Here is a 13,378-nt window from a genome sequence, read left to right as displayed (position 1 = left end):
GACTGGCCAGATGCTCGCCGCGCTGGCGAACCTCCCGCAGGCTACGTTTGCTTCGAAGGTCGTGGTTGCAGACGGCAAGGCTACGGTGTCGCGCGAAGTGGATGGCGGCGCGGAAACGCTGTCGCTCACGCTGCCCGCGGTCGTCACGACGGATCTGCGCCTGAACGAGCCGCGCTACGTCACGCTGCCGAACATCATGAAGGCGAAGAAGAAGCCTTTGGAGACGCTTAAGCCTGAAGACCTGGGCGTCGACGTCACGCCGCGTCTGAAGACGCTGAAGGTTGCCGAGCCGCCAAAGCGTTCGGCAGGCGTGAAGGTGCCGGACGTGAAGACGCTGGTCGAGAAGCTGAAGACGGAAGCCAAGGTGCTGTAAGGGGAGCAGACGAAAATGACGAATCTGGTTATTGCCGAACACGACAATAAGTCGATCAAGGCCGCAACGCTGAATACGGTTGCCGCAGCACAGAAGATTGGCGGCGACGTGCACGTGCTGGTCGCGGGCCACAATGCGCAGGCGGCTGCGGATGCAGCTGCGAAGATTGCAGGCGTGGCGAAGGTGCTGCTGGCCGATGCGCCGCAACTTGAGCAGGGCCTTGCTGAGAACGTCGAAGCAACGGTGCTGAGCATTGCGAAGAACTACACGCACATCCTGGCTCCGGCAACGGCAGCGGGCAAGAACGTCACGCCGCGCATTGCCGCGAAGCTCGACGTCGCGCAGATCAGCGATATCACGGCAGTCGACAGCGCCGACACGTTCGAGCGTCCGATCTACGCCGGCAACGCAATCGCAATCGTCCAGTCGAGCGACCCGATCAAGGTGATCACGGTCCGCACGACCGGTTTTGATCCCGTCGCAGCCGAAGGCGGCAGCGCAGCGGTCGAGAAGATCGAAGCGGCAGCCGACAGCGGTCTCACGCAATTCGTCGGCCGTGAAGTGACGAAGCTCGACCGCCCGGAACTCACGAGCGCGAAGGTCATCGTCTCGGGTGGCCGGGGTCTGGGCAGCGGCGAGAACTACACGAAGGTTCTGGAACCGCTCGCGGACAAGCTCAACGCCGCACTCGGCGCCTCGCGCGCAGCCGTCGACGCTGGCTACGTGCCGAACGACTATCAGGTCGGTCAAACCGGCAAGATCGTCGCGCCGCAACTGTACGTGGCGGTCGGCATCTCGGGCGCGATCCAGCACCTGGCTGGCATGAAGGACTCGAAGGTCATCGTCGCGATCAACAAGGACGAGGAAGCGCCGATCTTCAGCGTAGCCGACTACGGTCTGGTGGGCGACCTGTTCACGGTCGTGCCGGAACTCGTGAAGGAACTCGGCTGAATCCGGCCGGTGTATCCAGCGACGAGCGCCGCGAATCATGATTGAGCGCGCGGCGTGAGACGAAGCAACAAAGGGGCGCCGCGGCGCCCCTTTGTCATTTGAGGAACCGCATACCGACAGGAGGAGACTGAAATGTACCAGGCGCCCACGAGCGACATGCTGTTCGTCATGAAGGAACTGGCCGGCCTCGAAGAAATCGCGAAGTTGCCGGGCGGCGAAGACGCCACGCCCGAAACGGTCGAAGCGGTGCTGCACGAAGCCGCGAAGCTATGCGGCGAAGTGCTCGAGCCGCTGAACGCCGAAGGCGACCGCAATCCGAGCCGCTGGGAAAACGGCAACGTGCACGCCACGCCCGGTTTCAAGGCGGCATTCCGGCAATACGTGGAAGGCGGCTGGCAAGGCGTGCAGCATCCTCAGGAATACGAAGGACAAGGCTTGCCGAAGCTCGTCGGCACGCCGTGCGTGGAAATGCTCAACGCGGCGAATCTCTCGTTCGCGCTGTGTCCGTTGCTCACCGACGGCACCATCGAAGCGCTCCTCACCGCCGGCAGCGAAGCGCAAAAGCAGCGTTTCGTGCCGAAGCTCATTTCCGGCGACTGGACCGGCACGATGAACCTCACCGAGCCGCAGGCGGGCTCCGATCTCGCGGCCGTGCGCACGCGCGCCGAGCCGCAAGGCGACGGCACGTACAGGGTGTTCGGCACGAAGATCTTCATCACGTGGGGCGAGCACGACATGGCGGAGAACATCCTCCATCTCGTGCTCGCGCGCACGCCCACGGCGCCCGAAGGCGTGAAGGGCATCTCGCTCTTCATCGTGCCGAAGTTCCTCATCAACGACGACGGCTCGCTCGGCGCGCGCAATGACGTGCATTGCGTATCGATCGAACACAAGCTCGGCATCAAGGCGAGCCCGACCGCCGTGCTGCAGTTCGGCGACCATGGCGGCGCGATTGGCCAGTTGATCGGCGACGAGAATCGCGGCCTCGAATACATGTTCATCATGATGAACGCGGCGCGTTTCGCGGTGGGCATGCAGGGCGTGGCCATCTCCGATCGCGCGTACCAGAAGGCGCTCGCCTATGCGAAGGAGCGCGTGCAGAGCCGCCCGGTGGACGGTTCCGCGAAAGCGGCGGTGAGCATCATCCATCACCCCGACGTGCGCCGCATGCTCGCCACGATGCGTGCGCTCACCGAAGCCGCGCGTGCGCTCGCTTACGTGGCGGCGGGTGAGAGCGATCGCGAGCATGGCGACCCCGACGAGGCGGCCCGTGCGCGGCATCAGGCGCGCTACGAGTATCTCGTGCCGATCGTGAAGGGCTGGAGCACCGAACTGGCGCCCGAAGTGACGAGCCTCGGCGTGCAGGTGCATGGCGGCATGGGCTTCATCGAGGAAACGGGCGCGGCGCAGTTCTATCGCGACGCGCGCATTCTGCCGATCTACGAGGGCACGACTGCGATCCAGGCGAACGATCTCATCGGGCGCAAGACGCTGCGCGACGGCGGCGCGGCGGCAAAGTCGCTGCTTGCGGATATCGCGCAGACCGTCGACGCGCTAGCCGGACAACAAGGCGCTGCGTTCGAGTCGATGCGCAAGCATCTCGCGCTCGGCAAGGAGGCGCTGGCGTCGGCCGTGGACTTCGTGCTCACGAAGGCGAAAACCGATCCGAACGCGGTGTTCGCGGGCAGCGTGCCGTATCTGAAGCTGGCGGGTATCGTGCTAGGCGGATGGCAGATGGCGCGCGCCATGCTCGCCTCGCAGCGTCTCATGCAGGAGGACCCGAAGTTTCATGGCGCGAAGATCGCCACGGCGCAGTTCTTCGCGCAACACGTCTTGCCGCAGGCGGTGGCGCTCGAAGCGGCGATCGTCAGCGCAAACGGCAGCGAGGGCGTGCTGGCGCTGGCGGAGGATCAGTTCTGACGCCGCCGCGCGCTAATCAAAGCGAGAAATGAAACACGGCGCCCTGGAGGCGCCGTGTTCGTTCACGCAGCGTGACTGGCTTCAGGCATAAGCCGGGCGATGCGAGCCCTGGGTGTCGCCGAGATAGCGGTGCACCGAAAGATCGTCGGCGCGGATGGCAGGTTGCTTGCCCGAGATCAGGTCGGCGAGCAACTGGCCCGAGCCGCACGACATCGTCCAGCCGAGCGTGCCGTGACCCGTGTTCAGGAACAGGTTCGAGATCGGCGTGCGGCCGACGACCGGCGTGCCGTCCGGCGTCATCGGGCGCAGGCCGGTCCAGAAGGTGGCCTTCGTCGTGTCGCCGCCGCCCGGGAACAGGTCGTTGACGCACATTTCGAGCGTTTCGCGGCGCGCTTGCTTGAGCGTCTTGTCGAAGCCGACGATCTCGGCCATGCCACCCACGCGGATGCGGTCGTCAAAACGCGTGATCGCGATCTTGTAGGTTTCGTCGAGCACGGTCGAAACCGGCGCGGCACTCGCATTCACGATCGGCGCGGTGATCGAATAGCCCTTGAGCGGATAGACGGGGATCTTCATGAGGCCCGCGAGCATTTGCGTCGAGAATGAGCCGAGCGCGACCACGAACGAATCAGCACGCACCAGCTCGCTGCCGCATTGCACGCCCGCGATACGCTCGCCCTGCATGGCGAGGCCGTCGATCGGCGTGTTGTAGTGGAATTTCACGCCCAGCTGTTCGGCCATCGCGGCAAGACGCGTGGTGAACATCTGGCAGTCGCCGGTTTCGTCGCCCGGCAGACGCAGGCCGCCCGTGAGTTTGCCCGACACCGCGGCGAGCGCGGGTTCGGCGCGGCCGAGTTCGGGGGCGGTCAGCAGTTCGTACGGAACGTTCGCGTCTTCGAGCACGGCGATGTCCTTCGCCGCGCCTTCGAACTGCTGCTGCGTACGGAACACCTGGAGCGTGCCGCCCGTGCGGCCTTCATACTGAATGCCCGTGTCGGCGCGCAGCGCCTGCAGACAGTCGCGGCTGTATTCGGCGAGGCGCACCATGCGGCCCTTGTTGAGCGCGTAGCGTTCGGGCGTGCAGTTTTGCAGCATCTGCCACATCCACTGCAGCTGGAATTTGGTGCCGTCCAGACGAATGGCGAGCGGGGCGTGCTTCTCGAACATCCACTTGATCGCCTTGAGCGGCACCCCAGGCGCTGCCCACGGCGCGGCGTAGCCCGGCGAGATCTGGCCGGCGTTCGCAAAACTGGTTTCGAGCGCGGGACCCGCCTCGCGGTCGATCACGGTCACTTCGTGGCCCGCGCGGGCGAGATACCAGGCGCTGGCCACACCGACCACACCACTGCCCAACACGACGACTCGCATAGCTGCTCCATATAGATTCGTTGAGCTACGCCGCGTTGCCGGGACCCACGAAGCGGTGTTTTGGCGCCGATAGGGGAGAAGGCATGAAAATTCGGGTGTAGCCAGTATTTGTAGCTATGCTATTGTTGTATGGCCAGGTTTTGTTATCGTATTTTTCAGATTTTCGGGAATAAACCATGAGAACGCAGCGCCAACCGGTCCGCGCACTCGACCGGCTCGATCACCGCATCCTGAAACTGCTCCAGGAAGACGGCCGCATGGCCATGAAGGACCTCGCGGAGCAGGTCGGGCTCTCGGTTACGCCGTGCATCGAGCGGGTGAAGCGCATGGAGCGCGACGGCGTGATCACGGGCTACTTCGCGCGCGTGAATCCCCTGGTGCTGGGAGCGGCGCTGCTCGTGTTCGTGGAGATCACGCTCGACCACAAGAGCGGCAACATGTTCGACCAGTTCCGCCGCGAGGTGCAGAAGATTCCCGAAGTGCTCGAATGCCATCTCGTTTCGGGCGACTTCGACTATCTCATCAAGGCGCGCATTGGCGAGATGGCCGACTACCGCAAGCTGCTCGGCGACATCCTGCTGCAACTGCCAGGCGCTGTGCAGTCGAAGAGCTACGTGGTAATGGAAGAGATCAAGGAGACGCTGACCATCGCCGTGGGTGAATGACCAGGTCACTGCAGCGGCTGAAAGCGCCCCGTTTTTAGGACTCGACAACGCGGATCGATACTGTATATTTATACAGTATCGATCCGCGTTTTTCCTGTCCGCGTTTACAAGTCCATTTCGCTCCAGCCGTGACCGACTCCCATCACCCCGATCCCGACGCCTGGTATCCCGTTGCGCCGCCCACGGCGCGCAAGGGGCGCGGTGCGGTCACGAACCTGCAGGGGCGCTACGAAGTCGACCAGCGCGAAGCGTTCGACGACGGCTGGCAACACGTGGACGGCGGCGGGGAAGACCATGGCGATGAACCCGGCGAGCCCAGGCTGCGCACCGAGGTCTTCGAAGAGCGCGCGAAAAGCATCCTCACGCGCAACCAGTCGCCGGACATTCCGTTCAACGTCTCGCTCAATCCTTACCGCGGCTGCGAGCACGGCTGCATCTATTGCTTCGCGCGGCCCACGCACAGCTATCTCGGCCTCTCGCCGGGGCTCGATTTCGAGAGCCGTATCTACGCCAAGGTCAATGCGGCGGAGTTGCTCGCGCGGGAAATCGCCAAGCCGTCATATGAACCCGAGCCGATCGCGCTGGGCGTGAACACCGACGCCTGGCAACCGGTGGAGCGCGACCTGCGCATCACGCGCCGCGTGGTCGAGGTGCTGTCCGAACGGCAGCATCCGTTCGCGGCCATCACGAAATCCTCGCTGATCGAGCGCGATCTCGACCTGCTCGCGCCGATGGCTGAGCGCCAGCAATTCATGGCGGCGATCACGATCACCACGCTCGACGCCGATATCGCCCGCTCGCTCGAACCGCGTGCGGCGACACCCGCGCGGCGGCTGCGCACCATCCGCACGCTGGCTGAAGCCGGCGTGCCGGTGGGCGTGAGCATCGCACCCGTGATTCCGTTCGTGACCGAGCCCGACATGGAGCGCGTGCTAGAAGCCTGCGCCGAGGCCGGTGCGACAAGCGCGAGTTACATCGTGCTGCGCCTGCCATGGGAGGTCGCGCCGCTTTTCCAGGACTGGCTGGCGGCGCACTTCCCGCAGCGCGCCGAGCGCGTGATGAGCCGCGTGCGCGACATGCGCGGCGGCAAGGACTACGAGTCGGCATTTTCGCAGCGCATGAAGGGCACGGGGCTGTGGGCCGACCTGCTCAAGCAGCGCTTTCACAATGCCTTGCGGCGCCTCGGGCTCAACGAGCGGCGCCACGGCATTCTGGACATGTCGGCGTTCGTGCAGTCGAAGACCGTGCGCGAGAAGCCGCAGCTCGACCTGTTCTGAGCTGTTACGCGCGATTTACTGCGAGAGCGCCTTTGCGGCCTCGACCTGCGACTCGAAGTACGTTTGAAACGAGAGCGCGAGTCCCGTCATCAGCAGGAACGCGCCAATCAGCAGCGAGAAGATCACGACGAAGATCACCGTCCAGCCCGAGCGGCTCGTGCGGCCTTGCTCCACGAACGCGGCGTTGAACTGAGCGTCCCATTTGGCGTCGGGGCGCAGCCCGTAGACGATCGCCGCCAGAAACGCCGAGATGACCGACACCGCGCCGATCACGGCGAGCACCCAGCCGGGAATCGAGGCGCGTTCGGTTGCGACGAGCAGCATCACGCCCGGAATGCCGATCAGCGTGCCGAACAAATGCGCCCAGCCCCATACGTCGCGCGGGCCGTACAGATAGAAGCGGTGTGCGCCGAGGCTGCCAAACAGGAAGGCGAGGGCGGCGGTGAGCGTCTTGGAGCGAAAGCGTGCGAGGTTCTTGTCGTTGGGCATGGGCTCGGGCGAAACGTGGGCGTTCGGCCGTCATGGGCGCATCACGTCGAACGCACACGGGCCGCCGGGCATTGTATGCCGCACGCCGGGCTTGCAGCACAAGCGCACGCTTATGCCCGGCACCATGTCTGCAGCTTCAACGTGGCGGTCGCGTCACGGTTTCGTGTAAGTCACGCGATAAATCGCGCCCGCATAGTCGTCGCTGACAACGAGCGATCCGTCGGGCAGCGGCAGCACGTCGGCGGGGCGGCCCCATTGGGTCTCATCGGCGTTGAGCCAGCCCTGCGCGAACACTTCCTGGCGCGCGTTCGTGCCGTCCGGGTTGGCGCTCACGCGCACCACGCGATAGCCGACCTTCTTGCTGCGGTTCCACGAGCCGTGCTCGGCGATGAAAATGCTGTTCCTGTAGTCGGCCGGGAACATCGAACCGGTATAGAAGCGCATGCCGAGCGACGCCACGTGCGCGCCGAGTTTGAGGACCGGCGGCGTGAAGCCGCTGCACGGATGGCCTGCGCCGAACTCGGGGTCGGCGACATTGCCGCCGTGACAATAGGGAAAGCCGAAGTCTTCGCCCACACGCGCGAGGCGGTTGAGCTTGTCGTCGGGGATGTCGTCGCCGAGCATGTCGCGGCCGTTGTCGGTGAACCAGAGGTCGTGCGTCTGCGGATGCCACGCGAAGCCGACCGTGTTGCGCACGCCGCGGGCGATGGTCTCGTAGTGCGAACCGTCGGGGTCCATGCGCCCGATCATCGCGAAATGCACGCGCTGCGGGTCGCTGGCCGGCAGGCAGACGTTGCACGGCGCGCCTTGCGGCACGTAGAGCTTGCCGTCGGGGCCGAAGGCGATGAACTTCCAGCCGTGGTGGCGCTCGGTGGGCAGCGAATCCGTGACGACGACGGCTTTGGGCGGATCGTCGAGATGACGGTCGATGTCGTCGAGCCGCACGATCGACGACACCGCTGAGATATACAATGCGCCGTTGCGCCAGGCCACGCCCACCGGCATCGTCAGTCCCGAGGCCACGATGTGGCGCTTGATGGCCTTGCCGTCCTTGAGTTCGAGCGCGTAGACGTCACCGCCCATACTCCCTGCATACAGGAGGGTGCCGTTGCCCGACAGCGTCATTTCGCGTGCGCCGGGGACGTCGGCGGAGAGCACCTCGATGTGAAAGCCCGGCGGCAGCTTGATGCGGTCGATGGGAAGCGCCGCGTGAGCGAACGGTGCCGCGAGCAGGGCGGCGGCAAAGGCGAGCCACGCCGCTGTGAAGCGTCTGGCCGACTCGCGAGACGCCGGAAAACGGGAGCTGTCACCCACGCCGCCGCTCCCACCGCGACACAGCCATTGCACGAGTCGTCTGAAAGTCGCCACAATTCGCTCCAGGGCCCGCCCACCGTGGGCATGAGCTGCAGTTTGACCGCCGTGTCTTGCCGGCTTTCTGCGCGCCGGCGCGCAATTTCCCGTTAAGTGTTTGTTATGCCTCCGGTTTCGGGCTATAATCGCACGTTTCAGTAGTCCCGAACCCCCGGTTTTCAAGGATTTAGTATGGTCATCATCCGTCTGGCACGCGGCGGCTCGAAGAAGCGCCCGTTCTACAACATCGTCGCAACCGACTCGCGCAACCGTCGCGACGGCCGTTTCATCGAGCGCGTGGGCTTCTACAACCCGGTCGCTACCAAGGGTGAAACGCTGCGTATCGCTCAAGATCGCGTGACATACTGGAAGGAAAACGGCGCGCAAATGTCGCCGGCCGTCGAGCGCCTCGTGAAGGAAGCGCAAAAGACCGCCGCCGCTGCGCCGGCTGCTTAAGTCTTTAAGCGTCTTTTCAGTCTGTTGTCTGTGTTTTACCCGCGTACGCGCTGCATGATCTGCGTGTGCGATATCAAGCTGGTCGCAAGGGGTGCCGATGTCCGCGCATGACGCTAAATCTGCCGTAGAGGCGAACGACGCGTCGGAAAGCGGGGCGCCCGAAGCTGCGACCGGCAAGGCCGCGGCTCGCGGCGCGCCGTCGTTTGGTGCGTTCGTGCGCAAGCCTGCGCGCGAGAGTGCCGCGAAAGCTGCACCCGCAACCGGGAGCCTGCGCGCCGAAACCGAAGCGAGCTGGCCGGCCGACGCCGTTGAAGTCGGCGCCGTGATCGACGCCTATGGCCTCAAGGGCTGGCTGAAGATCGCGCCGCACGCGCAGGACGGCCGCGCGCTGCTTTCCGCTAAACGCTGGTGGCTCCTCAAGGGCCGCGAGGGTCAGGCGCATCGCGAGCGTCATTCGGCGGTGCGCCTGAGCGCCAAGGTTCATGGTGACAGCGTCGTTGGCGAGCTTTCGGGCCTGGCTGACCGCGATGCCGCGCTGCTATTGCGCGGCGCACGCGTGTACGTGAGCCGGGCCGAATTCCCGGCGCCCGCAGCCGATGAATATTACTGGGTCGACCTGATCGGCCTCGATGTCGCCAGTGAGGCGGGCGTCGAGCTCGGCAAGGTCGCCGACCTGATCGACAATGGCGCGCAATCGGTGTTGCGTGTCGCCTATGCGTCCACGGACAAGGATGGCAAGCCGGCCACCGGCGAGCGCCTGATCCCGTTTGTGGGTGTATTCGTGAAGACGGTGGACCTGGCGGCGAAGCGTATCGTCGTCGACTGGGAAGCCGACTACTAGGCACCGCGGCAACGCTGTGGCAACCCCGCCGCGCGCCTTGATTCAATTTCGCTGAACGGAGAGAGCGATGCAGTTCGATGTCGTTACGCTCTTTCCCGAGATGTTCCGCGCGCTGACCGACTGGGGTATTACCAGCCGGGCGGCGAAGCAGCAGCGTTACACGTTGCGTACGTGGAATCCGCGTGATTTCACGACCGACAACTACCGTACGATCGACGACCGCCCTTACGGCGGCGGCCCCGGCATGGTCATGCTGGCGAGGCCGCTCGAAGCGGCGATCGACGCGGCGAAGGCCGCGCAGGCGCAAGCCGGCGTGAGCACCCCGCGGGTGCTGCTGATGTCGCCGCAAGGCAAGCCGCTCACGCACGAACGCGTCATGCAGTTCGCGCAGGAGCCGGGTCTCGTGATGTTGTGCGGCCGCTATGAAGCGATCGACCAGCGTCTCGTCGACCGCTGCGTGGACGAAGAAGTGAGCCTCGGCGACTTCGTGCTCTCGGGGGGCGAATTGCCCGCGATGGCCTTGATGGACGCCGTGGTGCGCAACCTGCCGGGCGTGCTGGGCGATGCGCTTTCGGCGGTGCAGGACAGCTTCGTCGACGGTTTGCTCGACTGTCCGCATTACACGCGCCCCGAGGAATACGACGGCGAGCGCGTGCCCGATGTGCTGCTTGGCGGCCATCATGCGGAAATCGAGCTATGGCGCCGCCGCGAGGCGTTGCGCAACACGTGGAACAAGCGGCCCGATCTGATCGCGCGGGCCAGAAAGAACAAGATGTTGAGCCGTGCCGACGAGGCGTGGCTCGCTAGTCTCGCGAAGGGCTCGAACGAAGCGTAAGGCTTCGGGCGTGCTCGACGAGGGGCGCAAAAGGCGGTGCCGCTTCATGCGTGAACGGCGCCAGATGTGAATCCATCCTCTATCGGGGCCGTAGTGCAGGCAACCCTGCACAGGTACGAACGCCGACAAGATGGCATACGGAGTCAATCCATGAATCTGATTGAAAAACTCGAGCAGGAAGAAATCCAGCGCGTGCTGGGCGAGAAGACCATCCCCGAATTCGCCCCCGGCGATACGGTGATCGTCAACGTGAACGTGGTTGAAGGTAACCGCAAGCGCGTTCAGGCATACGAAGGCGTCGTGATCGCGAAGCGTAACCGCGGCCTGAACTCGTCGTTCATCGTGCGCAAGATCTCGTCGGGCGAAGGCGTCGAGCGTACGTTCCAGACGTACTCGCCGCTGCTGGCCAGCATCGTGGTGAAGCGCCGCGGCGACGTGCGTCGCGCGAAGCTGTACTACCTGCGCAACCTGTCGGGCAAGAAGGCACGTATCAAGGAAAAGCTGGTGTCGAAAGACCGCGCAGCAGCTCCGGCCGACCAGGCGTAAAAGCTGTAAGAAAGAAGCACCCTCCGGGGTGCTTTTTTCTTTTTGGCCTCAGAATAATCTCGTGTACGTGTAATCCGAGACGCCCGTTGATCCGCCCAGTATTTGAACCCGAAAGCCTGCCGATCGAATCGACGGGTGCGAGCCTTCCGCAAGTTGCCGCGGAACGCCTGACCGCCGCCGGCTTGCGCACGCGCTTCGAGCAGCGTCTGCCGTGGGACCCCGAACCGCAGGAAGCCCGTCTGGCCGAGATGCGCGATCCGCGCGAAGCCGCCGTGCTCGTGCCCATCGCCTTGCGTCCGGGCGGCCTGACCGTGCTGCTCACCCAGCGCGCCGACAACCTCAGCAATCACGCGGGCCAGGTGAGCTTTCCCGGCGGCAGCCGCGAACCTTCCGACCCCACGCCCATCGCCGCCGCGCTGCGCGAGGCGCACGAGGAAGTGAACCTCGACCCCGCGCGTGTCGAGGTGCTCGGTGCATTGCCCGATTACCTCACTGGCACGGGCTTCAAGGTCACGCCCGTGGTCGGTCTCGTGCACGAGCCGTTCAGTCTCGCGGCGGACTCGCTCGAAGTGGCGAGCATCTTCGAAGTGCCGCTCAGCTTTCTCATGAACCCGGTGCATCACCAGGTGCGCGTGTTCCGCTGGGAAGGCGGCGAGCGGCGCTTTTACGCGATGCCGTATCCGGACCGCAATTCACCGGACCTCAACGTGCCCGAACCCGTCGTCGCTTCCGGCGTCGGGTCCTCGCACTTCATCTGGGGGGCGACGGCGGGGATGCTGCGCAACTTTTACCGTTTCCTGCTCGCGTAACACGTCTGGCGGCGCGTGCAAGCGCCGCCGCGCACTGTTGCGAGTTTGCCGCCCGAATTGCCGGCGATGGTCAGGCACATCTGGCCCTGTGATATCGTTGCAACACTTTCATAAAACCCCTTTCGCAACCCGATCTGCACGGCGCGTCGCATGACCTTCTTTTCCGTATTGCTGGCTCTCGTCATCGAACAGGTGCGGGCGCTGTCGCCCAATAATCCGGTCATGGCGCTCGTGCGCCTCAATGCGGAATGGGCCGCTCACGGCTTCGACGCCGGCAAGCAGAAGCATGGGCTCATCGCGTGGCTCGTGGTCGTGCTGCCGTGGACGCTCGCCACGGCCCTCGTCTACTACGTGCTGTACCACATCAGCTTCGTGCTGGCGTTCCTGTGGAACGTGGTGGTCGTGTACTTCACGCTCGGCTTTCGCCAGTTCAGCCACTATTTCACCGACATCCATCTCGCGCTGAACAACGACGACGTGCCGCGCGCGCGTGAAATCCTCCACGAATGGACCGGCATCGACGCCGTGGACATGCCCGTGAGCGAGATCGTGCGCCACACGCTGATTCACGCGGTGATCGCGTCGCACCGGCACGTGTTCGGCGTGTTCTTCTGGTTTCTCGTGCCGATCGGGCCCGCGGGCGCCGTGCTGTACCGCATCGCCGAATATCTCGCGCGCGAGTGGGCGCGTCCCGCCGAGGATCGCACCGAGGCGTTCTCGAACTTCGCACAGCATGTGTTTTTCGTGATCGACTGGGTGCCGGCGCGGCTCACGTCGCTGGGCTTTGCGATCGTCGGCAACTTCGAGGACGCGATCTACTCCTGGCGCAACCACACGAACCAGTGGCCCGACACCAACGAAGGCGTGCTGCTCGCCACCGGCAGCGGCGCGCTGGGCGCGCGGCTTTCGGGCCCGCTCGCCGAGCAGTCCAGCGTCGATGTGCTCGCGCAGCCGGGCGAGGGCGGTCCGTACACGGTTGGCGACGACTGCACGCCGCGCACGCTGCAGTCGGCCGTGGGCCTCGTGTGGCGCGCCGTGATCCTGTGGATGATCCTGCTGCTCATGCTGACGATCGCCGTCTGGCTCTGAGCGCCGCAGCGCTGAGTCGTAAAAATGCAAATGGGTCGCTTCTAGCGGCCCATTTGCGTTTGGGTCAGCACCTGACGTCACTCGTCGCGCACGTCACGATCGCGTCCGCAATTCCAGCACACGGTGAACTGCGCTTCGAGCACCTCGCCGCAGCGCGCGCAACGCCACGTGGGCGAGCCCGGCGGCGGCCCGTTCACTGCTTCGTCGATCAAACGCCGGGCGAGCTTCTCGTCGCGTTCGTCCACGAGCCACAGTTCGGGCGCGCACTGCTCGGCCGGAATCTCGCCCATCGCGCCGCTCAGGTAGCGGTTATGCAGCTCGCAGGGCACGCCCGCCGTCGCCAGGATGTTCATCCAGTGCTGGGCGATCAGCAGATTCGGCGCGCGCACGAGCTTGAGCATAGGGCGAT

At 64.8% G+C, this 13,378-nt stretch carries 14 protein-coding genes and 1 pseudogene; 11 read left to right on the top strand and 4 right to left on the bottom strand.

Annotation, left to right across the window (positions count from 1 at the left end):
* From M3I56_RS35985 to M3I56_RS35975, 3 genes and pseudogenes are all read left to right on the top strand, one after another.
* A pseudogene (locus M3I56_RS35985) lies at positions 1 to 373 on the top strand (electron transfer flavoprotein subunit beta/FixA family protein); the annotation flags it as partial.
* A gap of 15 nt (positions 374 to 388) precedes the next feature.
* Positions 389 to 1,324 carry an electron transfer flavoprotein subunit alpha/FixB family protein gene (locus M3I56_RS35980; protein ID WP_254358034.1) on the top strand — a complete coding sequence of 312 codons (936 nt, stop codon included), beginning with the start codon at positions 389 to 391 and terminating at the stop codon, positions 1,322 to 1,324.
* Positions 1,325 to 1,456: 132 nt separating this feature from the next.
* The gene (locus tag M3I56_RS35975) at positions 1,457 to 3,244 is read left to right on the top strand and encodes an acyl-CoA dehydrogenase (protein ID WP_254358033.1); all 1,788 of its coding nucleotides are present in this window, start codon (positions 1,457 to 1,459) and stop codon (positions 3,242 to 3,244) included.
* Positions 3,245 to 3,325: 81 nt separating this feature from the next.
* Here M3I56_RS35975 and M3I56_RS35970 read toward each other — a convergent pair whose 3' ends face one another.
* Positions 3,326 to 4,612: a D-amino acid dehydrogenase gene (locus tag M3I56_RS35970; protein WP_254358032.1), complete on the bottom strand. Its 1,287-nt coding sequence runs from the start codon at positions 4,610 to 4,612 to the stop codon at positions 3,326 to 3,328.
* Between the two features lie 176 nt (positions 4,613 to 4,788).
* Between M3I56_RS35970 and M3I56_RS35965 the strand changes: the two genes are divergently transcribed.
* Together M3I56_RS35965 and M3I56_RS35960 are read left to right on the top strand one after the other, a co-directional pair.
* Positions 4,789 to 5,277 carry an Lrp/AsnC ligand binding domain-containing protein gene (locus tag M3I56_RS35965; RefSeq protein ID WP_254334143.1) on the top strand — a complete coding sequence of 163 codons (489 nt, stop codon included), beginning with the start codon at positions 4,789 to 4,791 and terminating at the stop codon, positions 5,275 to 5,277.
* A gap of 128 nt (positions 5,278 to 5,405) precedes the next feature.
* Entirely contained in the window at positions 5,406 to 6,554 is a 1,149-nt protein-coding gene (locus tag M3I56_RS35960) for a PA0069 family radical SAM protein (RefSeq protein WP_254358031.1), read from the top strand.
* Positions 6,555 to 6,569: 15 nt separating this feature from the next.
* On the opposite strand, the gene M3I56_RS35955 is transcribed toward M3I56_RS35960, so the two are convergent.
* A complete protein-coding gene (locus M3I56_RS35955) occupies positions 6,570 to 7,043 on the bottom strand; it encodes an NINE protein (RefSeq protein ID WP_028206746.1) in 474 nt (157 codons plus the stop codon).
* A 153-nt stretch (positions 7,044 to 7,196) separates the two neighbouring features.
* Positions 7,197 to 8,276, bottom strand: a complete 1,080-nt coding sequence (locus tag M3I56_RS35950; RefSeq protein ID WP_254358038.1) for a sorbosone dehydrogenase family protein — start codon at positions 8,274 to 8,276, stop codon at positions 7,197 to 7,199.
* Between the two features lie 309 nt (positions 8,277 to 8,585).
* Here M3I56_RS35950 and rpsP point away from each other — a divergent pair, with 309 nt between their 5' ends.
* The 6 genes from rpsP (at position 8,586) to M3I56_RS35920 (ending at position 12,969) form a co-directional block, all read left to right on the top strand.
* On the top strand, positions 8,586 to 8,849 hold the full coding sequence (gene rpsP / locus M3I56_RS35945) for a 30S ribosomal protein S16 (protein WP_028206744.1): 264 nt from the start codon (positions 8,586 to 8,588) through the stop codon (positions 8,847 to 8,849).
* Positions 8,850 to 8,946: 97 nt separating this feature from the next.
* On the top strand, positions 8,947 to 9,690 hold the full coding sequence (gene rimM / locus M3I56_RS35940) for a ribosome maturation factor RimM (protein WP_254358030.1): 744 nt from the start codon (positions 8,947 to 8,949) through the stop codon (positions 9,688 to 9,690).
* A 67-nt stretch (positions 9,691 to 9,757) separates the two neighbouring features.
* Complete coding sequence (trmD, locus tag M3I56_RS35935) at positions 9,758 to 10,525, top strand: tRNA (guanosine(37)-N1)-methyltransferase TrmD (RefSeq protein WP_254358029.1); 768 nt, start codon at positions 9,758 to 9,760, stop codon at positions 10,523 to 10,525.
* A 150-nt stretch (positions 10,526 to 10,675) separates the two neighbouring features.
* Positions 10,676 to 11,071 carry a 50S ribosomal protein L19 gene (gene rplS / locus M3I56_RS35930; RefSeq protein ID WP_028206741.1) on the top strand — a complete coding sequence of 132 codons (396 nt, stop codon included), beginning with the start codon at positions 10,676 to 10,678 and terminating at the stop codon, positions 11,069 to 11,071.
* Positions 11,072 to 11,157: 86 nt separating this feature from the next.
* The gene (locus M3I56_RS35925) at positions 11,158 to 11,880 is read left to right on the top strand and encodes a CoA pyrophosphatase (RefSeq protein WP_254358028.1); all 723 of its coding nucleotides are present in this window, start codon (positions 11,158 to 11,160) and stop codon (positions 11,878 to 11,880) included.
* 150 nt (positions 11,881 to 12,030) lie between these two features.
* A complete protein-coding gene (locus M3I56_RS35920) occupies positions 12,031 to 12,969 on the top strand; it encodes a CobD/CbiB family protein (RefSeq protein WP_028206739.1) in 939 nt (312 codons plus the stop codon).
* A gap of 77 nt (positions 12,970 to 13,046) precedes the next feature.
* Here the strand turns inward: M3I56_RS35920 and M3I56_RS35915 are convergent, their stop codons facing one another.
* Entirely contained in the window at positions 13,047 to 13,370 is a 324-nt protein-coding gene (locus M3I56_RS35915; protein ID WP_028206738.1) for a DUF2007 domain-containing protein, read from the bottom strand.
* Between the last annotated feature and the right edge of the window lie 8 nt (positions 13,371 to 13,378).

The organism is Paraburkholderia sp. CNPSo 3281 (assembly GCF_024206515.1).
GTDB classification, from domain to species: Bacteria; Pseudomonadota; Gammaproteobacteria; order Burkholderiales; family Burkholderiaceae; genus Paraburkholderia; species Paraburkholderia nodosa.
Note: the sequence above shows the minus strand (reverse complement) of the source record. Positions and strands in the feature narration are given on the sequence as shown.